The sequence below is a fragment of the Hymenobacter terricola genome, assembly GCF_017921975.2.
Taxonomy (GTDB): domain Bacteria; phylum Bacteroidota; class Bacteroidia; order Cytophagales; family Hymenobacteraceae; genus Hymenobacter; species Hymenobacter terricola.
This window is the reverse complement of record NZ_JAGEMO020000004.1, coordinates 105,020-128,053: the sequence shown is the minus strand read 5'-3', so window position 1 is coordinate 128,053 and position 23,034 is coordinate 105,020. Positions and strand designations below refer to the sequence as shown.

Here is a 23,034-nt window from a genome sequence, read left to right as displayed (position 1 = left end):
CGGGGCATCACAGTTTGGAAGGGGCCACGCCGTACATTTTCTTGAAGGCGAACGAGAAGTGGGACAGGTCCTCAAACCCGACTTCCAGGTACACCTCGGAAGGGGCCTGGCCTTTCTCCTTTATCAGGTAATGGGCTTCCTGCAGCCGGCGCTGCTGCAGCCAGCGGCTGGGCGAGAGCCGGAATATCTTCTCAAAATCGCGCTTGAACGTGGCCAGGCTGCGGCCCGTGAGGTAGGCAAACCGGCGCAGTTGCACGTTGAAGTGGAAGTTGCGGCTCATGAAGGCTTCCAGGTCCATTTTGCCAGGCTCGGAGAAGTCGAATAAGACGTGCTGGAGCTCCGGGTTGGACTTGAGCAGCAGCATAATGGCTTCGCGGACTTTGAGGGTCAGCAGGCCTTCGCTGCCGGGTTGGGCCAGCTGCTCGTAGGGCTGCAGCGAGTCGAGGTAGCTGCGGTAGAGCGGGTTCATTTCCAGTTCTATAATGGTTTCGGAGCTGGCGCTGTGCTTCCCGGCGTGGTAGCCATATTCGAGGCTGAAGCGGCGCAGGGTTTCCTGGTCGAGGGTAATGGAGAGCGACTTGAACTCGCCGTGCGCGGGCGGCTGCTTGCTGAACCTGACGAGGTGGTTGCGCTTGCTAAGCCACAAATCGCCTTCCCGGAATACCTGCTTCCTGGTGCCATCATTCGTGGTGAGCGTGCCGGCCAGCTGGTAGCTGAGAATGTGCTCGGGCACAAATTGCTCGCCCTCCCGGCTCCGGCTGAAGTAGCAGGAATAGAGGATTGGGGGCCGGGGCGGGGTTTCTGCTTGTTCGGACATGGCGCAAGAAAGGGGGATGACGGTGCTACCCCGTTCAACGGGGCAAAAACTGCAGGAAGCTTTCCCGGATGGAATCAATATACTCCTGGTCGGGCAGCTGCTTCTGCTGCTCCAGGCGACGGTGGAAATCGGCGTTGCCGATGGCGTAGCGCAAGGTGGGCGTGCCGTCGGTAGCGGCCGTGTAAATCACATCGGCCACTTCCTTGGCGGTTATCGACTTGATTCGCCTGCCGGCAAATAGCTGCCCGGCCGCTGCCAGGAAGGGCTGGTAGTCGGTGAGGTCGGGGCGCTGGGCAAATTGTGCCTGGGCCACGGCATTGAAATTGGTGTCCGTTCCGCCCGGCTCAATAATCTTGACGATGATGTTGAGCGCGGCCAACTCGTGCGACAAGCCTTCGAAAAATCCCTCCAGGGCAAACTTGGAGGCCGCGTACATCGACACCAACGGCAGCGTGAACCGGCCGGCCCCGGAGCTGATGTTCAGAATCAGGCCGGCCTGGCGCTCCCGGAAATGCGGCAGAATGGCCCGCGTCACGTTCATCACGCCGAACACGTTCACGGCGAATTGCTCCTGAATCGTCGCCGGCGTCATGGCCTCGAACAAGCCGTTCTGGCCGTAGCCGGCGTTGTTCATCAGCGCATGAGGTGGCCGAAGCGGGCAATTCCGGCGGCCAGGGCAGCCTCAATGGTGGCGGGCTGCTGCACGTCGAGCGCCGTCACCAGCACATTGGGCAGCTGGGTCAGTTCCTGTTCTTTTTCCGGACCGCGCATGGTAGCCACCACGTTCCAGCCCTCGGCCGCAAACTTGAGGGCGGCGGCTTTGCCGATGCCGGACGAGGCGCCGGTAATTAGCACGGTTTTATTCATGGGGGATTGGAGGGATTCGCGGATTATTCGCGGCCGGTTTCGCGGGTGATGGACTTGCCCATTTCGGTGTCCAGGAAGTTCCCGGCCGCGTCGTGGTCAGTGGAGACGCTCACGGGGAGCCAATGTTCGAATTCGGCTTGCCGGGCGGCATCGGCTTGCTTTAGGATGGCCACGGCTTCGCTGCCCAGCACCAAATGCACGGGCGGCGCGGGGTTTCCAACCAAATCTATCATCACCTGCGCGGCTTTGTCGGGGTCGCCCACGGGCACAAACTGCCCGCTGGCAAAGAAGTCGGCCCGTTGGTTCACGGCGTCGTAGCCTGCTATCGGCGGGGCGAAGCTCATCGAGGCCCCGGCCCAATCGGTACGGAAGCCGCCGGGCTCCACCGCCGTCACCCGGATGCCCAGCGGCGCCACTTCCTTGGCCAGCGCTTCGGTGAAGCCCCCCAGGCCAAACTTGGCGGCCTGATAAATAGAGAGCCCGGCATTGCCCACGCGCCCGCCCACGGAGCTGATTTGCAGGATGTGCCCGCTGCGCTGCTGCCGCAGGTAGGGCAGCACGGCGCGCGTCACGGCGATGGGTGCGTACAAATTCGTTTCGAGCTGGCTGCGTACCTGCTCGTCGGTGAAGGCTTCGGCCGCGCCGGTGATGCCGAAACCGGCGTTGTTCACCACCACGTCGATGCGCCCGAAGTGGGCCACGGCGGCGGCCACCGCCTCCTGTATCTGCGCCGTATTCGTCACATCCAGCGCCAGCGGCAGAATCTGATTGCCGTACTGCGTAACGAGTTCGGCCAGCTGCCTGGGCTGGCGGGCGGTGGCGGCCACCCGGCCGCCGCGGGCCAAAACGGCTTCGGTCAGGCTGCGGCCCAGGCCCCGGGCGCTGCCCGTGATAAACCATACGTTGTCCATGTTTTTCAGGGGTTATGTTCCTCATAAAGGTCCGGCGATAAGCGACGGGCTGCTTTGTTGAATGGCTCAAATTTGGTTTGTTGAAAAGCTCACTGCGTGCTTTGCGTCATTGATAACCTGGGCAGTGGCACAAGCCTGCGCTCTGAGGGCCGGAGCAGACGATTCCATTGGTTGCGGAAGTGCTGGCGGGCGATGGCCGCCTGAACGGAATGGACAGATACCTTTGCCCGCAGTTAGCCCCTTGCGCACCACCCCATGATTAGTACCGTAATCTTCGACATGGACGGCGTCATCATCGACACCGAGCCCATTCACCACCACGCGTTTTTCACGCAGTTTGCCGAGCTGGGCATTGCCGTGACTGCGGCCGAATACGCCACGTTTCTGGGCCAGTCCACGCGCAACGTGTTTCAGCACCTCAAGCAGAAATACAACCTGCCCCAGGACGTAGAAACCCTGCTGCTGCGCAAGCGGGAGCTATTCAACAAGTCCTTCGACGAAGATGCCGGCCTCGACCTGCTGCCCGGCGTGCGGACGCTGATTGAGGACCTGCGGCGGCACGATGTGCAGCTGGTGGTGGCCTCGTCAGCCTCCAAGGCTACCATTGCGCGGGTGTTTAATCGGTTTGGGCTGGGACCATACTTCTCGCACATCGTCAGCGGCGAGGATTTTGTGCGCTCCAAGCCCGACCCGGCCATTTTCCTGCACGCGGCCGCCGTGGCCGAAACGCCCGTGGCCCACTGCATCGTCATCGAAGACTCCGCCAATGGCGTGGCGGCATCCAGGGCGGCCGGTATTTATTGCATTGGCTACGCCAGCCCGCATTCGGCCGGCCAGGATTTGAGGCTGGCTGACCGCGTCATCCAGGACTTCTCGGAACTGACGGCGGTGGGCATCGAGGCAATAGAACCATCGTAGAACCTCATCCACGTCCACCGGCCCCGTTAGGGTAGTGAACGAGGGCGGTGCTACTCAAATTGCCCCAGCTCATTCGCCCCGAACTCCCATTCCGGCGTGCTCACGGCCGCATCAGTCGGCACCACCGGAAACCAGGCCGTGGCGCCGTAGCCCTCGCGCAATACGTGGATGTTCTGGGCCGGCATGTAGCTCTGGGCCAGTAGCATGAATTTCTGATGCGTCGTGGGGTTTTCGGCCACATCCACCACCAGCACGGCGTGGCCGGGCGCGCCCCCGTGAATGAGCACATCGCCGGGCTGCACCGCTGCCAGGGGCTTGGCGCGCAGCTCGCGGCTGAGCGAAAGCGTGCCTGCGTAGCCGAAGGCAGGAATGAGGTAACGCCCAAGAGCCGCGTGGGTGGGTGCCTCGGCCGGGCGTGGGGCCGGGGTCACTACTTCGCCCTTTACCTTAAAAGTCCTGCCGGCCGCGTAGTCAGAAAACCAGAAGTCATAGCCCGTAGTAAGGTGGAAATGCACCTTATTGGGGTCGTGGCTGAACAAATATTCGGCCCGCAGGCGAATAACGGCATCGGCGCACTGCTGCAAATCCTGGGTACCCACGTCGATGTCGACTACGGCGGCCACCACGTCGGGTCGGTCTTTCAGCGCGCCATTGTAAAGGCGGGCCTTGGTGCCGGCGGGCCGCAACGGCAGGTACCGCAGCCACTCGCCCCAGGAACTGGCACCTACCACCACGCGCCGGCACCCAGCCGGAGCCGGGAAGCGGGACGCCAGCGTTTGGCCGGCGCTGCTGGGCCGGGCCAGCCAAGGGTAGGAGAGGCCGGCGGGCCGGATTGTCGAAACCGGCGGAAAGTCCGCAAGGTGCGCCGCTAATGAGCTGGTGAGGCCACCGGCCGGCAGTGACAGCAGGACTAGCGGCATGAGAAGTGGGGAGATTACCATGGGCCTGAAGCAAAAAAGCCCGCGGAGTGCGGGCTTTTTTGTTCGGGCTCCAACGTTGGAAGGCGGCAATTATTTCGCCTTCGCAGTGGCTTTTTTGGCCGTCGGTTTTTTAGTGGCAGGCTTCTTTACGGCGGCCTTTTTTGCTGCCGGTTTTTTCTTGGCCGGCAGGTCGGTTTTTTCCTCTTTGGCAGCCGGGGCAGCCTTCTTGCCGAAGCGGCCACCTTTAGCGGGCTTGTCGGGGGTGGCATCAGCCAGCTCGATGCAGCGCTCCAGCGTCAGCTCCGTGGGCTCTTCGCCTTTGGGGATTTTCACGTTCTTCTTGCCCGCCACGATGTACGGCCCGAAACGACCGTTCAGCACCTGAATATCGGGGTTCTCGGGGAAGGATTTGATGAGGCGTTCGGCGTCCGTCTTGCGCTTCAGCTCAATGAGTGTCACGCCTTCTTCGGCCGTGATGGTGTGCGGGTCCTGCTCCTTGGTGAGGGAGAAAAACTTGCTGTCGTGGCGAATATATGGGCCAAAACGGCCCAGCGCGGCCGTCATGTCCTTCTCTTCAAACTGGCCAATGATGCGCGGCAGCTTGAACAGTTCCAGCGCTTCTTCCAGCGTAATGCTCTCAATGAACTGGCCTTTGCGCAGGTTGGCGTAGGCCGGCTTCACTTCCGGGTCGGCGATGTCGCCCAGGGCCACGTAGGGACCGTAGCGGCCCAGGCGGGCGGTTATTTTCTCGCCCGTTTCAGGATGCACCCCGATTTCGCGGGTGCTGCCCAGGGTGTTGCGCTCAATGTCCTGCCCGGCCTCAATGGTCGCGTGGAACTTGCCGTAGAAGCCGGTCAGCATCTGCGTCCAGTTCTCGTGGCCGTTGGCAATCTGGTCGAACTCGTCCTCCACCTTGGCCGTGAACTGGTAGTCCACAATCACCGGGAAATGTGCCACCAGAAAGTCATTGACTACCATGGCCGTATCGGTCGGAAACAGCTTTGCTTTCTCGGCCCCGTAGTTCTCGGTTTTGACTTCGGTATTGACGGCGGCGCCTTCCAGCGTCAGCACATGGAACTTGCGCTCCTTGCCCTCACGCGTATCTTTTTCCACGTAGCCGCGCTTCTGCACCGTGCTGATGGTGGGCGCGTAAGTCGAAGGCCGGCCAATGCCCATTTCCTCCAGTTTTTTTACCAGCGAAGCCTCGGTGTAGCGCGCCGGGGGCGACGAAAACCGCTCCGTGGCGCTCAGGCGCTGTAAAGGCAAATCCTGCCCCACGCTCAGCGGCGGCAGGCCGCGCGAGAAGCTCGATTCGCCGTCTTTGGCGTCTTCCTCGTCCTCGTCGTCCTTGCTCTCGGCATACACTTTCAGGAAGCCCTCGAACGTAATCACCTCGCCCGTCGCCGATAGCGTCACGCCCGGCTGGGTGCTGATGCCAATCACCGCCGTGGTCCGCTCAATCACGGCCTCTGCCATCTGCGAAGCCATGGCCCGCTTGCGAATCAGGTCGTACAAACGCTGCTCCGACGCATCGGAGCCCGCTTTCACCATGCCAAAATCGGTGGGCCGGATGGCTTCGTGGGCCTCCTGGGCCGAAGCCGATTTGGTTTTGAACGTGCGGGTGTGGTGGTATTCGGCCCCGTAAGCGGCCGTAATGGCAGCTTGCGCGCCCGCCAGGGCCTCGCCCGACAGGTTCACCGAGTCGGTCCGCATGTAGCTGATTTTCCCCGCTTCATAGAGTTTCTGGGCCACGCTCATCGTCTGTGCCACCGAGAAGCCCAGCTTGCGCGAAGCCTCCTGCTGGAGCGTGGAAGTGGTGAAAGGGGCCGCCGGGCTGCGTTTGCCAGGCTTTTTATCCAGGCTTTCAATCTGATACGAAGCACTTACGCAACGCTCCAGAAAGGCTTCGGCTTCGGCCCGCACCTTGTAGCGAGTGGGCAATTCGGCTTCGAGCACGGCCCCCCGGCCGGCATCAAAGCGGGCCACAATGCGGTAGGCGCTGGCGCTCAAATGGCTGGCCACTTCGCGCTCCCGCTCCACCACGAGGCGCACGGCCACACTCTGCACCCGGCCGGCCGAAAGGCCCGGTTTTACTTTTTTCCAGAGCACGGGGCTCAATTCGAAGCCCACGAGGCGGTCGAGCACGCGGCGGGCCTGCTGGGCATTCACCAAATCCTGGTTGACTTCGCGCGGGTTGGCAATGGCGCCCAGGATGGCATTCTTGGTGATTTCGCGGAACACGATGCGGCGCGTTTTGGCCACGGGCAGGTTCAGCGTTTCGGCCAGGTGCCACGAAATGGCTTCGCCCTCGCGGTCGTCGTCACTCGCGAGCCAGACGGTTTCGGCTTCCTTGGAAAGTTTTTTTAGCTGGGCAATTAATTCGCGCTTATCAGGTGATACTACGTAAGTTGGCTTGAAGCCATTAGCAATATCGATGGCGTTGTTGTCTTTCGGCAAGTCGCGTACATGGCCGTAGCTGGAGCGCACCACGAAATCCTGGCCCAGGTAGCCTTCAATGGTTTTGGCCTTGGCCGGCGACTCGACGATAACTAAATTCTTGACCATGTGAACGGGTAAGGGTGACGGCAAGCCGAAGGGGTATGGAGAATGGAAACGTCAGGCCGTGACGAAATGTTGAAATTGGCCGCAAAGATGCCGGATAAATCCCAGCGGTAACGCATCCAGCAATAATCTAGCCGCGCCCGGCCTCCTTGAACAGGACAAAAGCCCGGGGTAGTTCATTGCCACGGCAGGCGCACCTATCTTTGTTTCTTGGCGGGGAACCCCGTACTTCGCCTTTCGATTCTGTCCTCCTTTCATCCGATTGATACCTATTACTATATGGCTTCCCCTAAGACTCCGCAATCTAAGCCTCGTCGGGCCTCCGCGGGGGCTGCTACGGATGATGCTGCCAATGAAATGCCGGATTCCGGGGCGGTTTCGCCCCTGGATGTAATCCGGACCAATAATGACCTGACCCGCAAACGCGGCGGTTCTCGCGGCTCGGTCGACACCCAGGACCCTGGCTACGTCAACGACCAGCTCAACCGGGTTTTGTTCGCCCTCGACGCCTTCAAAAAAGGCGATGTGTCGGTGCGCCTGACCAAACAGAACGATGACATTTTTGCCGAAATCGCCGAAGCCTACAATTCCATGGTGGAAATGATTGGCGGGGTAGGCGGGGAGGTGTCGCGCATTTCGAAAGTGGCCGGGGTAGAAGGCAACCTCAAGGCCCGGGCCTCGGCCGACGGTGCCGCCGGCTTCTGGCGTGACATGATTAACAACATCAATGGCCTGGTGGACAGCATCGCCGTGCCGGTGTTGGAAGTAGGCAAGGTATTGAAGAACATCAGCCGCGGCAATCTGGACGAGAGTTTCCAGATTCCGGTGTCGGGCGACTTCAAGCTGATGGCCGAAACCATCAACAAGACGATTGATAACCTGAATATTTTTGCCGGCGAAGTAACCCGCGTGGCCCAGGAAGTGGGCACCGAGGGCAAACTCGGCGGCCAGGCCAGCGTGCCTAATGTCGGCGGCATCTGGAAAGACCTGACCGACAACGTGAACAACATGGCCTCGAACCTCACCGTGCAGGTGCGGGACATCGCCAACGTGGCCACGGCCGTAGCCAAAGGCGACCTGAGCCAGAAAATTACCGTCGATGTAAAGGGGGAATTCCTGCAGCTGAAGCAGAACCTGAACCAGATGGTGGACTCGCTCAACCTGTTCGCGGGCGAGGTAACCCGCGTGGCCCAGGAAGTGGGCACCGAGGGCCGCCTCGGCGGCCAGGCCGTGGTGCCCAACGTGGCCGGCATCTGGAAAGACCTGACCGACAACGTGAACTACATGGCTTCGAACCTGACCTCGCAGGTACGGGACATTGCCAACGTAGCTACCGCCGTGGCCAAAGGCGACCTGAGCCAGAAAGTAACGGTGGACGTGAAAGGCGAGCTGCTCCAGCTGAAGCAGAACCTGAACCAGATGGTGGACTCGCTCAACCTGTTTGCGGGCGAGGTAACCCGCGTGGCCCAGGAAGTGGGCACCGAAGGCCGCCTCGGCGGCCAGGCCGTGGTGCCCAACGTGGCCGGCGTGTGGAAGGACCTGACCGACAACGTGAACTACATGGCTTCGAACCTGACCTCGCAGGTACGGGACATTGCCAACGTGGCCACGGCCGTGGCCAAAGGCGACCTGACGCAGACGGTGACCGTCGATGTAAAAGGGGAATTCCTGCAGCTGAAGCAGAACCTGAACCAGATGGTGGACTCGCTCAACCTGTTTGCGGGCGAGGTAACCCGCGTGGCCCAGGAAGTGGGTACCGAGGGCAAACTCGGCGGCCAGGCCAGCGTGCCGAACGTGGCTGGCGTGTGGAAAGCCCTGACCGACAACGTAAACGACATGGCCGCGGCCCTGACCTCGCAGGTGCGCGACATTGCCAACGTGGCTACCGCCGTGGCGCGCGGCGACCTGAGCCAGAAGATGACGGTGAACGTGAAAGGCGAAATCCTTGAGCTGAAGAACATCCTCAACCAGATGGTGGACTCGCTCAACATCTTCGGTGACGAGGTGACCCGCGTGGCCCGCGAAGTAGGCACCGAGGGCAAGTTGGGCGGTCAGGCCGTAGTGCCCCGCGTTGGCGGTACCTGGAAAGAGCTGACGGACAACGTGAACACGATGGCTTCGAACCTGACCAGTCAGGTGCGGGACATTGCCAACGTGGCTACGGCCGTATCGAAAGGTGACCTTTCGCAGAAAATCACCGTCGATGTAAAAGGCGAGCTGCTGGACCTGAAGGACAACCTGAACCAGATGGTGGACTCGCTCAACATCTTCGCCGGCGAAGTAACCCGCGTGGCCCGCGAAGTGGGCACCGAAGGTATTCTCGGCGGCCAGGCCAACGTGCCGAAAGTAAGCGGCACCTGGAAAGACCTGACGGACAACGTGAATACGATGGCCAGCAACCTGACCTCGCAGATGCGCGACATCGCCAACGTAGCCACCGCCGTAGCCAAAGGCGACCTGAGCCAGAAAATCACGGTGAATGTGCGCGGCGAGCTGCTCCAGCTGAAGGAAAACCTCAACGAAATGGTGGACTCGCTGAACACGTTCGGCGACGAAGTAACCCGCGTGGCCCGCGAAGTAGGGACCGAGGGCAAGCTCGGCGGCCAGGCCAAAGTGCCCAACGTGCGCGGCACCTGGAAGGACCTGACGGACAACGTGAACACGATGGCCAGCAACCTGACCTCGCAGGTGCGCGACATCGCCAACGTGGCCACCGCCGTATCGCGCGGCGACCTGAGCCAGAAGGTGTCGGTCAACGTCAACGGCGAGCTGCTGGACCTGAAGGACAACCTGAACCAGATGGTGGACTCGCTCAACATCTTCGCCGGCGAAGTAACCCGCGTGGCCCGCGAAGTGGGCACCGAAGGTATTCTCGGCGGCCAGGCCAACGTGCCGAAAGTAAGCGGCACCTGGAAAGACCTGACGGACAACGTGAATACGATGGCCAGCAACCTGACCTCGCAGATGCGCGACATCGCCAACGTAGCCACCGCCGTAGCCAAAGGCGACCTGAGCCAGAAAATCACGGTGAATGTGCGCGGCGAGCTGCTCCAGCTGAAGGAAAACCTCAACGAAATGGTGGACTCGCTGAACACGTTCGGCGACGAAGTAACCCGCGTGGCCCGCGAAGTAGGGACCGAGGGCAAGCTCGGCGGCCAGGCCAAAGTGCCCAACGTGCGCGGCACCTGGAAGGACCTGACGGACAACGTGAACACGATGGCCAGCAACCTGACCTCGCAGGTGCGCGACATCGCCAACGTGGCCACCGCCGTATCGCGCGGCGACCTGAGCCAGAAGGTGTCGGTCAACGTCAACGGCGAGCTGCTGGACCTGAAGGACAACCTGAACCAGATGGTGGACTCGCTCAACATCTTCGCCGGCGAAGTAACCCGCGTGGCCCAGGAAGTGGGCACCGAGGGCAAGCTCGGCGGCCAGGCCAGCGTGCCCAATGTGGGCGGCGTGTGGAAAGACCTGACGGACAACGTAAACTACATGGCCTCCAACCTCACCACGCAGGTACGGGGACTGGTGAAAGTGGTAACCGCCGTTTCGAAAGGTGACCTGACCCAGAAGCTGACCCTGCAAGCCAAAGGCGAAGTGGCCGACCTGGCGGACACCATCAACAGCATGGTGGACGACCTGAACCGCCTCGCCGTCGAAGTTAGCCGCGTGGCTAAAGTGGCCGGTGTGGAGGGCAAGTTGACCGAGCGCGCCACCGTGGGCGGCGTGTCGGGCTCCTGGAAAGAGTTGGTGGATACGCTCAATGCCCTGCTCGAATCCATCGCTTCGCCGGTGCTGGAAGTGAGCCGCGTGGTGCGTGCCATTTCGGAAGGCGACCTAACCCAGCGCGTGGAAGTGGCCACCACGGGCGACATTCTGGCCATGTCCAGCGCCCTTAACCTGGCCGTGGAAAACCTGAACGAGCTGCTGGGCGAAATCAACGATTCCTCGCAAATTGTGGGTACTTCTTCGGAAGAAATGGCGGGTAAAGGGCAGGAAATGAGCCGCGTGACTGTTGACGTGGCCCTGGCCATGCAGCAAATGGCCGAAGGCGCGCAGAACCAGGCCTTGAAAACGGACCAGGCGTTTAAGCTCATCGAAGAAATCATGCAGGCCACCAAGGAAACGGCCAACAAAGCCGACGTGGTGAACAAGGCGGCTATCCTCGGGGAGCAAACCTCGCAGCTGGGCCTGAAAACGGTGGCCGAAGTGGTGAAAAACATGGAGGAAATCTCCAGCGCCGCCGTTCAAACGGCGCGCACCATTGAAGTACTGAGTACGCGGTCGGGAGAAATCAGCAAGTCGCTGGGCGTGATTACCGACATCGCCTCGCAAACCAACCTGCTGGCCCTGAACGCCGCCATCGAAGCCGCCCGCGCCGGGGAAGCCGGCCGCGGCTTCGCCGTGGTAGCCGAAGAAATCCGCAAGCTGGCCGAAGGCTCCCGCAAATCGGCCAATGAAATTGCCACGCTGGTTGAGGACGTTCGGAAGGACACGACCTCGGCCGCAACCGCAATTTCGACCATGGAAGGCCGGGTACTGAAAGGCAAAAATGCCACGTTTGAAGCCAGTTCGGCCTTTAAGAACATTGCCACCAGCAGCGGGGAAACCCTGCGCACCTCGCGCGACATTCTCACGGCCACCGAGGTGCAGAAAGCTTCCATCGGCGACGTGGTAAAGTACGTGGAGGAAGTGGTAGCCATTGCCGAGCAAACGGCTACCGGCACGCAGCAGGTGGCGGGCACGGCCAAGCAGCTGTCGACGGCTATGCAGGAGCTGACCACCAGCTCGCAGCGCCTCACCGATATTGCCGACGACCTCCAGGCCGGTCTGGAAACCTTCCAGCTCAGCTCCTACTATGAGCCTGAACCCGAGCCCCTGCCCGTGCGGCGCGGCACCAGCAACCGCGAGACTTACCGCTCGCGCGAGACCTACGCCTCTGCTCCGCAAAACGGCATGAGCGCCCGCCGGGACCACGCTCGCCACGACGCTCCGCCGGCAGCCCCCGAAAATGGCCGCCAGAATGGGATGATGCGCCGAGCCGCCCGCCCCGAGCCGGCAGCGCCGCTAGCAGCCCCTGCGTCGCGCCGAATTGAACGCCCGGCTAGCCCGGCGCGCACCGAAGCGGTGGCCACTGCACATCAGCCGGCCGTGGCCAAGCAGGCGACTAAGGCAGGAGCAGCCGCCAAGAATGGCCGGCCCGCTGAAAACGGCGCAGCCGGCAAAGCGGCCGCACCCAAATCGAAAGCCAAAGCCAAGTAATTGTTGACAGCATACGCAGGGGTATTCAGTAGCCAGGTTTTCCGGTTTCAACCTGCTGACTATTGACTGCCAACTGCGATAACCCAATACGGACTACCACCCATATGGCTGAGATTGAACTAGCCGCTCCTGCTCCCAAAGCCGAACGTGCCAAACCCGCCGAGCTGGTCCAGCTCATCGTGTTTCGTTTGGGCGATGAGGACTACGGCATCCGCATTGAGCAGGTTAAGGAGGTAACGGTGACGCCCGAAGTGGCCCGCATGCCCAAAACACCCCCCTTTATTAAAGGTATTGCCAACCTGCGTGGCGATATTATTGCCATTATTGACCTGGAAGAGCGGTTTCGGCTGCGGCCGGCCGGGCGGCCCTTGCCCGAGCGCAGCTACACCGTGGCCGTGGAAGCGGCCGACTACACCCTGGGCCTGATGGTGCGCGAAGTGCCCCGCCCGTTCACCCTGCCGCTGAGCCAGATTGAGCCGGCCCCCGAATTCGTGCAGGATTCCAGCACCCGCAACAAGTACCTCGAAGGCATCGCCAAATTGCCCGAAGGCGGCATCATCATCGTGCTCGACATGCGCAAGCTGCTGACCCCAAGCGAGGTGATGCGGCTGCCGGGAAAAGGGGCATCTTCGTAGGCTCCCACCCGTACAACGCGGGGGCAGGGTATGCCAGCCCGGTCCTCCTCCCTTTTTATTATCATGTCCCCAAATTCCATGAACAAGCGCATTCTCATCGTTGACGACTCTTTTTACATGCGCACGATGCTCAAAAATATGCTCACCGACGCCGGCTACGAAGTAGTGGGCGAAGCCGCAAACGGTGCGCAGGCCCTGGAAATGGCTACTTCGACTGCCCCCGACCTCATTACCCTAGACGTGATTCTGCCCGATAATACCGGGTTGGATGTGCTCAAGAGCTTACGTCAGATTCAGCCCACTGCCAAGGTGGTGATGTGCAGCGCCGTGGGGCAGGAGGTTATTGTGACCGAAGCCATTGAAAACGGGGCCCTGGCCTACATCGTGAAGCCCTTCTCGGAAGAGAAAGTGTTGGAAATCGTGGGCGCGGCGCTGCAAAGCGACGCTTCGGAAACGGCCGCGTAAGGTGGGGCGCCAACGCTTCGTGCTGGTGCTGCCACCCGTTGGAAACAACGGGCCGAGGCAGCGCGTGGTGAAGCGGCGAGTGGTTAAAACAAGCATTTCCGGCCAATGAAAACGCGCGACCAGGAATATCGGGAGCTGTTTATGGCCGAGGCGCTGGAGTATTACGACTCCATGAGCCGGCACCTGAGCGAGCTGGAGCGCAACCCCAACGCCGGCCCGGCGCTCAATGAGCTGTTCCGGCTCATGCACAACCTCAAGGCCAACGCCCGCGCCATGGGCTTCACGGACCTCGGCGAAGTAGCGCATCACCTCGAAACCTTGTTTGGGCTGGTCCGGGACAAGGAGCGCGCGTTTAGTGGTCCGCTGATTCGGGTGGTTTTTGCCGGGGTTGACGCCTTGGGTAGCATGATTCGGGCCGTGGGCGCCAATCAGCCCTTGCCTGACGCAACTGCCTTGCTCGAGAACCTCGACCGCCTCGTGCGCGGCGAAGCGCCGGTGTTGGAAGAGGTGGAAACGGAGGATACCGAGGAAGAGTCCAATAAAAAAATGGAGCTGTCGGACCTGGTGTACATCCAGGTCAAAAAGCTCGATAACCTGTTGAACCTGGTGGGGGAGCTGGTGATTGACCGCGACCGGGTGATGACCCTGGCGCAGGAAATCGGCAACCCCGCCCTGCTGGCCACGGCCCAGCACTTGTTCCGCATTTCCGACGATTTGCAGTACAGCGTGATGGATGCCCGCCTGGTGGGCGTGGGCGTGCTCCTGAACAAGTTTCCGCGGGTGGTGCGCGATGTGGCTTCTGCCGAAGACAAGCAAGTTGAGCTCACGCTGAGCGGGCAGGACGTGCAGATTGACCGCAACATCCTGCAGATTATCACCGATGCCCTGCTGCACCTCGTGCGCAACGCCGTCAGCCACGGCCTCGAAACCACCGCCCAACGCCAGCAGGCCGGCAAGCCTCCCGTGGGCCGGCTCACCCTCTCGGCCCTTACGGAACGCGACGATGTGCTCCTGCAAGTGAGCGACGACGGCCGCGGCATCGACACCGAAGCCGTGCGCCGCAAAGCCGTGGAGCGCGGCCTGACCACCGCCAGCGCCGCCGCCACCCTGGATGAGCGGGCCGTGTGGGCCTTCCTGTTCGAACCCGGCTTCTCAATGGCCCAGAAAGTTACCGATATTTCGGGCCGGGGCGTAGGGTTGGACGTGGTGAAGCTGGCGCTGGATTCATTGGGTGGCCAGCTGCGCGTTGAATCTCAGATGGGGGTGGGCACTACGTTTACGCTGGTGCTGCCAACTTCTATTGCCGTGAAAGGCGCCCTGCTGGTGGAAGTGGACGAGCGGCCTTACGCCGTGCCGCTGCTGCACACCGACACCGTGCTGGCCCTGCATCCCGGCCAGATTTCGGTGGTGGGCGGCGTGCTGGTGACGCATTTTCACGAACAGGCCGTGCCGCTCATTCCGCTGCAACAGCTGCTGTATGACGAGGGCGACGAACCCCTGCCCCCCGCCACCAAAGCCGACCTGAGCGGACCCCAGCAAGTGCTGGTGGTCAACTACAATAACCGCCGCCTGGGTTTGTTGGTTGACCGGTTTATCCGCCAGCAAAACATCGTCATCAAACCCCTGAGCAAGCCCCTGGATACCATCGACCTGTTTGGGGGCGTTACCTTGCTCGGCAGCGGGCAGGTCTGCCTCGTGCTCGACGTGCCCGCCCTTACCCGCCTCTTTCTAGCCAAACGCCCTTAATTCTCCTTTCTTTCACCCCAGTCCTCGCAGCTGCACTTCCCCCTATATTCGACGTTATGGATTTATCGATGACCGACTTAGAGCGTGATATAATCCGCGAGATTTTGAACATCGGCCTGGCCCGTGCCGCCGATTCGTTCGCAGTAATTGCCCAGGAACGGGTGTTGTTGGAAGTGCCGAACATCGACTTGCTGATGAGCGACGATATTCTGCGCAAAGTGCGGGAATACCAGTCCAAGCACGTCCCCATTCAGTCCGATATCCGGGGTGATTTCAATGGCACGACCCTGATGTTCTTTTCGGGCCAGCACATTCAGCGCCTTTCCCGGGTGTGTCTGCGCATGCAGACTTCCGAAACCCTGGAAGTGAATGAATTGCAAGAGTCGCTGCTGCTCGAAATCAGCAATATCATCACCGGTGCGCTGGTTACGCAGCTGGCCAACATTCTCAAGGCCAATATCTACGGCGCGCCGCCCACGGCCCCGCGCGGCGATATTGCCGACACTATGCAAAGCCTGCTGCCCGAACAGCAGCTGCAACCCCTGATTTTTTCGGTTATCACGCAGTTTTCCGACAAAGACAATATGGTGGAGCTGCCCCTGATGCTGTTCTTTGACCGGGTAACATTCATGAAAATCCTGGAAATTATTCGCAGCTACGACTTCCTGGGCAGCCAGATGTCGGCGTAGAAATTGAGTGAATACCCAAAACGTCATGCGCATCTGGCCGACGCCAGATGCGCATGACGTTCTTTTATGCTTACCAGGCCTGACTGCCGCGTTTCTTATTTCCACTTTTCTGAAAAATTCCGATGTCAAAAGCTGACACCTCTTTCGCAAAAAAAATAGCTTCCTTTGACCCTAACGCCCTTGGCGACGCGGCGGGCGGCCTGTTTGGCCTGCCCTTCACGCCCGACGAAGCCCAGGTAGTGGTGGTGCCCGTGCCGTGGGAAGTCACCGTGAGCTACCGCGCCGGCACCGCCGAAGGACCGGCTGCCATTCGTGAAGCGTCGCTGCAGGTTGACCTGTACGACTCGGACCTGCCCGAGGCCTGGAAGCTGGGCCTGGCCATGGAAGAGGCCGACGAAACCATTGCCGCTGCCAGCCGCGAGCTGCGCCCGCTGGCCGCCGACTACATTGGCTGGCTGGAGGAAGGCCGGCCCGAAGCCGACCAGAAAAAGCTTGCCGGAGTGCCCGTCCAAGCCACGGCCGAAGGCGAAAAGATGCTCCAGTGGCTCAAGGCCAAGACCGGCGCCCTGCTCGACGCGGGCAAAGGCGTGGTGGTGCTGGGGGGCGACCACAGCACGCCCCTCGGCTACCTGCACGCGCTGGCCGAACGCCACGAAGCCTTTGCCATTCTGCAATTTGACGCCCACTGCGACCTGCGCCCGGCCTACGAGGGCTTCAAGTATTCGCACGCCAGCATCATGCACAATGCGCTGGAGCTGCCCCAGGTGAAGAAACTGGTGCAAGTCGGCATTCGCGACATGTGCCAGCAGGAAGCCGATGTAATTGAACAGTCCAATGGCCGGGTGGCCCTGTTCAGCCAGCGGTTTTTGAGCGACGAGAAATTCGCCAAGAAATCCTGGAAGAAAGTCTGTGGCAAAATTATCGCCCAACTGCCGCCCAAAATCTACATCAGCTTTGATATTGACGGCCTCGACCCCAAGCTGTGCCCCGGCACCGGCACGCCCGTGCCCGGCGGCCTGGAGTTTGAAGAAGCCACGTATTTGCTGCGCTCCATCGTGCGGGCCGGCATCACCATCATCGGCTGCGACCTGAACGAGGTCGCCCCCGGCGATACGGAATGGAACGCTATGGTGGGCGCGCGCCTGCTCTACCAACTTTGTAACTGGATGGCCGTATCTCAGGGCCGGCTCGTTGCCAAAGGGGTATCGGCCGCAGAATAACCTTCTTTCACACTTACCCTTGTTGCCATGCTCGGTTTTATTCTCAAATTCATTCTCACGGCCGTATTGGTCTACGGCCTCAGCATGGTGCTGCCTGGTGTCACGCTGAACGGCGTCGGGAGTGCCGCCATTCTGGTTATCGTGCTGGGCATTCTCAATGCCATCGTGAAGCCCATCCTGCAGATTCTGGGCTTTCCCATCACGGTGCTCACGCTGGGCCTGTTTCTGCTGGTTATCAACGTCATCATTATCAAGCTCGCTGATTACCTGATGAGCAGCTTCGACGTGCACGGCTTTCTCAACGCACTGTTATTCAGCATCGCAGTGTCCCTGGTAAACTCCGTGGTTGATATGGTCATTGATTAGTCACCGCTGACTGCAAAAGCCCGCGTAGGTGCCTGTTTCGGGCACTTACGCGGGCTTTTGCTTTATTAGTCCTTGCCACTGACGGCAGGCAACGGGCCGCGCCGCCAGCGCCGCGCTGCCCACCACGCCACGCCGCCGAAGATGAGAAAAGGCCAGATGGCCACTACCCCAATCAGCAAGCCCGTCAGCAGCGTCCAGCCGGTATAGAATGACTCCACCATGCGGCTGGCGAAGGATACCACTGGCGCTTCGGGCACGGGCTGGGGCAGGAGCTGGTAGCAGGTCAGGGAAATAGTGGAGTAGGCCACTTCGTCGTTCATCGTTTTGAGGCGGCTTTCGGTGCTCTCTATTTCTTCGCGCACCTCGCCAATCTTGCCTTCCACTTCCAGCACTTCGCTGATTTTCTTCGCGCGGGCCAGCAGGTCGATGTAGCGCTTTTCCACGGCGCGCTTGGTGTTGAGGCGAGCGGCCACGTCGGCGTGCTGGGCCGTGACATCGTCGGTGGTCAGTTTTTTTTCTTCCACGGTGCCCAGGCCACCCAAAGCCGCCATCAGGGCCTGGAAGCGCGCCGGCACCACCCGGATGGTCATGGCCTGGCGCCATTCGCCATCGGCACGGGCCTCAGTGGCGGCGCTCAGGTAGCCGCCGTTGCGCTGCACCAGGCTGTCGAGGCTGGCGCTGGCGCGGGGCAGGCTGGCCACCTTCAGCCGCAAGTCGGCGTGGTAGATGAGCAGCCGCGAGGGAGCGACTACGGCCCTGGGAACCGGCAGTGGCATGGTTGCAACTTCGGCCATGGCGTCATCCTCCCGCGTGGCTTGCGGTGGGGCTGCCATCATCATATTTGCGTCGGCTGGAGCACGCTCGCTGGCTTCCATTTTTTCATTGGCGTGGCTGCAACTGCTCAATAGCACTGTCAGCCCAAGGGCAACCCCCAGGGGATACTTCATGATTCATCAGCATTAAAGTGAAATCCGAAACAGAAGCTGCGCAGCTGCCTTTCATGCCAACGAACAACCAGAAGTAACCCATATAGCGGTAAATAAAAATGTCCGGCTGCTTGGGCCGGACATTTTTATGAAACAGAAAAAGCAAGGTTAAATCCGCCGGATATCCGCTCCCAATGCTACCAGGCGCTCATCGATATGCTGGTAGCCCCGGTCAATCTGCTCGACGTTGAGGATGGTGCTGGTGCCTTCCGCGCTCAGCGCCGCAATCAGCAAAGCCACGCCAGCCCGGATATCGGGCGAGGTCATGGTGATGCCCCGCAGGCTGGTGCGCTGGTCAAGGCCGATGACCGTGGCGCGGTGCGGGTCGCAGAGAATGACCTGCGCGCCCATGTCAATAAGCTTGTCCACGAAGAACAGGCGGCTCTCGAACATTTTCTGGTGAATGAGCACCGTTCCCTTGGCCTGACAGGCCACTACGAGCACAATGCTCAGCAAATCGGGGGTGAAACCCGGCCACGTATGGTCCGATACGGTGAGGATAGAGCCGTCGAGGTAAGTGGCGATTTCGTAATGCGACTGAGCTGGAATGTAAATGTCATCGCCCCGGAATTCGAGTTGAATGCCCAGCTTGCGAAACGTATCGGGGATGAGGCCCAACTCCGGAATCTGGCAGTCCTTGATGGTGATTTCGGAGCCCGTCATGGCCGCCAAGCCAATGAAGGAGCCAATCTCAATCATGTCCGGCAACATGCGGTGCTCAGTGCCACCGAGGCTGGCTACGCCTTCAATGGTGAGCAGATTGGAGCCAATGCCCTGGATATTGGCCCCCATGCGCACCAGCATCCGGCACAGCTGCTGGAGGTAAGGCTCGCAGGCCGCGTTGTAGATGGTGGTGGTGCCCTCGGCCAGCACGGCGGCCATCAGAATGTTGGCCGTGCCGGTCACCGAGGCCTCATCGAGCAGCATGTGCGTGCCTTTGAGCTTGCCTTCGACCTTGATGCGGTAGAAATCGGTGCCTTCCAGCGTGAGCTTGCCGCCCAGCTTTTCGAGGCCCAGGAAGTGGGTGTCCATCGGCCGACGGCCAATTTTGTCGCCTCCCGGCTTGGGCAGCTGGCAGCGGCCGAAGCGGCTCAGCATGGGCCCGAGAATCATGACCGAGCCACGCAGCGAGCCTGCCTGAGCTACAAACTCGGGAGTGTCCAGGTAGTCTAAGTTGACGTTCTCGGCTTGAAAAATGTACGTGTCAGAGGCCAGTCTGCCCACTTTCACGCCCATGTCACGCAGCAGCTCGATAAGTTTGTTGACGTCGCGGATATCGGGGATATTGCTGATGGTCACCGGCTCCGGGGTCAGCAATACCGCGCAGAGAATCTGGAGGGCTTCGTTTTTGGCGCCCTGGGGCGTGATTTCACCGCGCAGCGCTTTGCCGCCGCGTACTTCAAATGCTGCCATTCTGTAATAATTGTCAGTTGTTGGTTTTTAGCTAGTAGTTGCAAGCTGCTTGCTGTTCGTTGTTAGAGTTTCAACAGAATTATCTAACAACAAACAACGAACAACTGACAACTAAAAACCTATTGCGGCGGCTGCTGGGGTTCCTGGCGGCCGCCTTTTTTACGTTTTTTGCCGTTCTTATTGCTAAAGCTGCTACTGCGCCCCTCGCGGTTGTCGCGCCCTTCGCGGCGGTCGCGGCCCTGGCCCTGGCCTTCCCGGGCTACCGGCTGGGATACGACAATGGCCGGCGTGCGGCCGGGAGCCATTTCAAACAGGTTTTCGCTGTCGACCACTGCTGGGTCTAGCTGAAGTTTTCCGCCCGACAATTCGCCCAAATGGCGCAGGATGGTCACGTCTTTGGCGTTTTCCTTGTTGTGCTGGCGATACAGAAACTTCATCGTGCGGCCAATCTGCACGGTGGCTTGTTCGCGCTCGGCAGGGTCTTCCAGCGTCAGGGCCTTGGCAATCAGGGCCTCGATGGCCGCGCCGTAAACCCGCAGCTTGGGAGCCTGGCGGGGGTAGGGGACCCGGGCGGGCTTTTGGGTCCGCACGGTTAGGCTGCGCAACGCCACGGGCGCGTCCAATTCTACTTCCTCGCCGGCCAGGGCGTGCAGGTGGTTCCAGAGGCGGGTTTGCACTTCGGGCAAGTCGCGCAGCGAGGGCTGCAGGCGCAGCATGAGCTGCACAATCTGTCCGGCGCGCTTGGTGCGCTCGGCCACGTCCTCAATCTGGGCCAGGCCCTGAATGAGCTGGTACGTGCTGTGCCCGTATTCGCGCACCAGCAGTTGCAGGTGGAAGGGCAGGGTGGTGATGTCGGTCATAAAAAACAAAAAGAGAATCCGCCAAAGACGGGATTCGGGCCAAAGATAGGACTTTGGCTAAGCCTTGCCTGCAAAGGGCGCGGAAGTTAGTGGACGCGCAGCTTGGCGAAGCTCAGCAACAGCACTTTCTCGCCCACTTCTTCGAACAGAATGGTGGCTTTGGTGGTGCCCTGCTGCGTTTCGAGCGCGTTAACCACACCGAAGCCAAACTTGGCGTGCTCCACGCGCTGCCCGGTTTGCAGCTTGGACGTGTCGGAAGGAGTGAAGTCGGCCGGAGCCACGTACTTGGTGGCAACCACTTTACGCGGGGCCGTTGGAATCAGGTTCGAGCGGCGCTCAAAGACGTGCTGAAACGGCGACTCGGCGCCCGTGCTGGGCCCGGCTGCAAATTTAAAGTTAACGTATTGCGGGTCGATTTCATCCAGAAAGCGGCTTTTCTCGCAGCTGCGCAGGTTGCCCCACTGGTAGCGCGAGGTGGCGTAGCTCAGCGTGAGCTTCTTCTCGGCCCGCGTGATGGCCACGTAAAACAACCGGCGTTCTTCCTCCAAATCGGCCCGCGAGGTAATCATCATCTGGCTCGGAAACAGGTTTTCCTCCATGCCTACAATGTAGACGTTGCGAAATTCGAGGCCCTTGGCCGAGTGAATCGTCATCAGCGTCACGGCCTCGCCTTCCTGAGCGGCGTCCTTCAGGTCCGAATCCGTCACCAAGGCAATGTCCTGCAAAAAGGCGCCGAGGCTCTTGTCCTCGCGCTCGGGGTCGTCCACGTATTCCTTGATGCCGTTGAGCAACTCCTGCATGTTCTCGTAGCGGGAGAGGCCTTCGATGCTTTTGTCGGCGTACAATTCCTCCAGCATGCCGGAGTTCTTGGCGATGAATTTGGCCGCCTCAAACGCGTCTTCTTTCGCGGCTACCACGATGTAGCTCTTGATTTTTTCGGCAAAACCAACCACCGGATTCGATACCCGCGCCGGCAGAAACTGGTCGGCATTGGCCACCACTTCCCACAGCGAATGGTTGTTTTCGTCGGCGGTCGTAATCAGCTTGCTGATGGTGGTGTCGCCAATGCCGCGCTTCGGATAATTAATTACCCGGCGAATAGCCTGCTCGTCATTTTGATTGACGGTTAAACGCAAGTAGGCCACTAAATCCTTGATTTCCTTGCGCTGATAAAACGACAGGCCGCCAACAATTTTATATTTGATATTTAATTTCCGCAGCGATTCTTCCATCGCGCGGCTTTGTGCATTGGTGCGGTAAAGGATGGCAAAATTGTCATAGGAAAGATGCCCATTCATCTTGTCCTCAAAAATCGAATTCGCCACCAATTTACCTTCCTCGTTATCCGAAGCGGCTTTTATGACTTCAATCAGCGTGCCCTCTTCGTTTTCCGAGAATACGTCTTTACGCAATTGCGCCTGGTTGTTTTTAATAACCGAATTAGCGGCCCACACAATATTTTTGGTGGAACGGTAATTCTGCTCCAGTTTAAATACCTGCAATTCCGGGTAGTCTTTCTCGAAATTGAGAATATTGGTAATATCCGCGCCGCGGAAGGCGTAAATACTCTGCGCATCGTCGCCCACTACGCAGATATTTCGCTCCTTGGCCGCCAGCTTGCGGGTAATTAAATACTGTGAATAATTGGTGTCCTGATATTCGTCCACCATCACGAACCGGAACATGTTCTGGTACTTGTTCAGCACGTCGGTGTGGTCCTTGAACAGCACGTTGGTGTTGAAGAGCAGGTCGTCGAAATCCATGGCGCCGGCCTTGAAGCAGCGCTGCTGGTACTGCTGATACAGCACCCCTATTTTGGGCCGGAGCGCCGCCTCGTCATCGGCCTTTATGGCTGCGTCGTTGAGGTATTGATTGACCGAAATCAGCTTGTTTTTGGCAGCGGAAATGCGGCCCAGCACCAGGCTTGGTTTGTAAAGTTTGTCATCCAGCTCCAACTCTTTCACAATCTGTCCCATCAGCGTTTTGCTATCCTGAGAGTCATAGATGGTGAAGCTGCGCGGGTAGCCGATTTTATCGGCTTCGGAGCGCAGTATTTTGGCGAACACCGAGTGAAAAGTGCCCATCCAGAGGTTGCGGGCGTTGGGGCCCACCACTTTTTCTACGCGGGCGCGCATTTCCTTGGCGGCCTTGTTGGTGAAGGTGAGAGCGAGGATATTGAACGGGTCGACGCCTTTTTCGAGCAGATGGGCGATGCGGTAGGTGAGCACCCGGGTTTTGCCCGAGCCGGCACCCGCGATAATCATGCAGGGGCCGTCGGTTTGCATCACCGCGCCGGCCTGCGACGGATTTAGGAGGGAAAGATAATCTAGTGCCATGTGCGAATAAGCTGCCTTTTGGGCGGTTCTACAAAGGTACGGACCTGGGGGCGGGGGGCGA

Annotated in this window: 16 protein-coding genes and 1 pseudogene; 8 read left to right on the top strand and 9 right to left on the bottom strand. The window is 60.1% G+C overall.

Annotated features, from left to right (window positions below; translation table 11 throughout):
- Nucleotides 1-7: 7 nt before the first annotated feature.
- From J4G38_RS05625 to J4G38_RS05615, 3 genes and pseudogenes are all read right to left on the bottom strand, one after another.
- Nucleotides 8-817, bottom strand: a complete 810-nt coding sequence (locus J4G38_RS05625) for a helix-turn-helix domain-containing protein (protein ID WP_210516151.1) — start codon at nt 815-817, stop codon at nt 8-10.
- Nucleotides 818-851: 34 nt separating this feature from the next.
- A pseudogene (locus J4G38_RS05620) lies at nt 852-1,684 on the bottom strand (SDR family oxidoreductase).
- Between the two features lie 23 nt (nt 1,685-1,707).
- Complete coding sequence (locus tag J4G38_RS05615; protein WP_210516153.1) at nt 1,708-2,595, bottom strand: oxidoreductase; 888 nt, start codon at nt 2,593-2,595, stop codon at nt 1,708-1,710.
- Between the two features lie 255 nt (nt 2,596-2,850).
- On the opposite strand from J4G38_RS05615, the gene J4G38_RS05610 reads away from it, so the two are divergent.
- Nucleotides 2,851-3,513 carry an HAD family hydrolase gene (locus J4G38_RS05610; RefSeq protein WP_226163178.1) on the top strand — a complete coding sequence of 221 codons (663 nt, stop codon included), beginning with the start codon at nt 2,851-2,853 and terminating at the stop codon, nt 3,511-3,513.
- A gap of 50 nt (nt 3,514-3,563) precedes the next feature.
- On the opposite strand, the gene J4G38_RS05605 is transcribed toward J4G38_RS05610, so the two are convergent.
- A complete protein-coding gene (locus J4G38_RS05605; RefSeq protein ID WP_210516155.1) occupies nt 3,564-4,433 on the bottom strand; it encodes a DUF4846 domain-containing protein in 870 nt (289 codons plus the stop codon).
- Between the two features lie 90 nt (nt 4,434-4,523).
- Complete coding sequence (gene topA, locus J4G38_RS05600) at nt 4,524-6,998, bottom strand: type I DNA topoisomerase (RefSeq protein ID WP_210516157.1); 2,475 nt, start codon at nt 6,996-6,998, stop codon at nt 4,524-4,526.
- A 354-nt stretch (nt 6,999-7,352) separates the two neighbouring features.
- Here topA and J4G38_RS05595 point away from each other — a divergent pair, with 354 nt between their 5' ends.
- The 7 genes from J4G38_RS05595 (at nt 7,353) to J4G38_RS05565 (ending at nt 17,378) form a co-directional block, all read left to right on the top strand.
- On the top strand, nt 7,353-12,257 hold the full coding sequence (locus J4G38_RS05595) for a HAMP domain-containing protein (protein ID WP_226163176.1): 4,905 nt from the start codon (nt 7,353-7,355) through the stop codon (nt 12,255-12,257).
- Nucleotides 12,258-12,361: 104 nt separating this feature from the next.
- Nucleotides 12,362-12,892 carry a chemotaxis protein CheW gene (locus tag J4G38_RS05590; protein ID WP_210516159.1) on the top strand — a complete coding sequence of 177 codons (531 nt, stop codon included), beginning with the start codon at nt 12,362-12,364 and terminating at the stop codon, nt 12,890-12,892.
- A gap of 63 nt (nt 12,893-12,955) precedes the next feature.
- Nucleotides 12,956-13,357: a response regulator gene (locus tag J4G38_RS05585; protein WP_226163174.1), complete on the top strand. Its 402-nt coding sequence runs from the start codon at nt 12,956-12,958 to the stop codon at nt 13,355-13,357.
- 105 nt (nt 13,358-13,462) lie between these two features.
- Nucleotides 13,463-15,103, top strand: coding sequence for a chemotaxis protein CheA (locus J4G38_RS05580; protein ID WP_210516161.1), 1,641 nt, complete (start codon nt 13,463-13,465; stop codon nt 15,101-15,103).
- 56 nt (nt 15,104-15,159) lie between these two features.
- Nucleotides 15,160-15,792 carry a chemotaxis protein CheC gene (locus tag J4G38_RS05575; RefSeq protein WP_226163172.1) on the top strand — a complete coding sequence of 211 codons (633 nt, stop codon included), beginning with the start codon at nt 15,160-15,162 and terminating at the stop codon, nt 15,790-15,792.
- Nucleotides 15,793-15,914: 122 nt separating this feature from the next.
- Entirely contained in the window at nt 15,915-17,012 is a 1,098-nt protein-coding gene (locus J4G38_RS05570) for an agmatinase family protein (RefSeq protein WP_210516163.1), read from the top strand.
- Between the two features lie 27 nt (nt 17,013-17,039).
- Entirely contained in the window at nt 17,040-17,378 is a 339-nt protein-coding gene (locus J4G38_RS05565; RefSeq protein ID WP_210516165.1) for a phage holin family protein, read from the top strand.
- A gap of 65 nt (nt 17,379-17,443) precedes the next feature.
- Here the strand turns inward: J4G38_RS05565 and J4G38_RS05560 are convergent, their stop codons facing one another.
- The 4 genes from J4G38_RS05560 to J4G38_RS05545 all read right to left on the bottom strand — a co-directional run bounded on the left by J4G38_RS05560 (nt 17,444) and on the right by J4G38_RS05545 (nt 22,973).
- Nucleotides 17,444-18,325, bottom strand: coding sequence for a DUF4349 domain-containing protein (locus J4G38_RS05560; RefSeq protein WP_210516167.1), 882 nt, complete (start codon nt 18,323-18,325; stop codon nt 17,444-17,446).
- 147 nt (nt 18,326-18,472) lie between these two features.
- On the bottom strand, nt 18,473-19,777 hold the full coding sequence (gene murA / locus J4G38_RS05555) for a UDP-N-acetylglucosamine 1-carboxyvinyltransferase (RefSeq protein WP_210516169.1): 1,305 nt from the start codon (nt 19,775-19,777) through the stop codon (nt 18,473-18,475).
- A gap of 119 nt (nt 19,778-19,896) precedes the next feature.
- Nucleotides 19,897-20,637, bottom strand: a complete 741-nt coding sequence (locus J4G38_RS05550) for a DUF4290 domain-containing protein (protein WP_210516171.1) — start codon at nt 20,635-20,637, stop codon at nt 19,897-19,899.
- 86 nt (nt 20,638-20,723) lie between these two features.
- Entirely contained in the window at nt 20,724-22,973 is a 2,250-nt protein-coding gene (locus J4G38_RS05545; protein WP_210516173.1) for an ATP-dependent helicase, read from the bottom strand.
- Nucleotides 22,974-23,034: the final 61 nt, after the last annotated feature.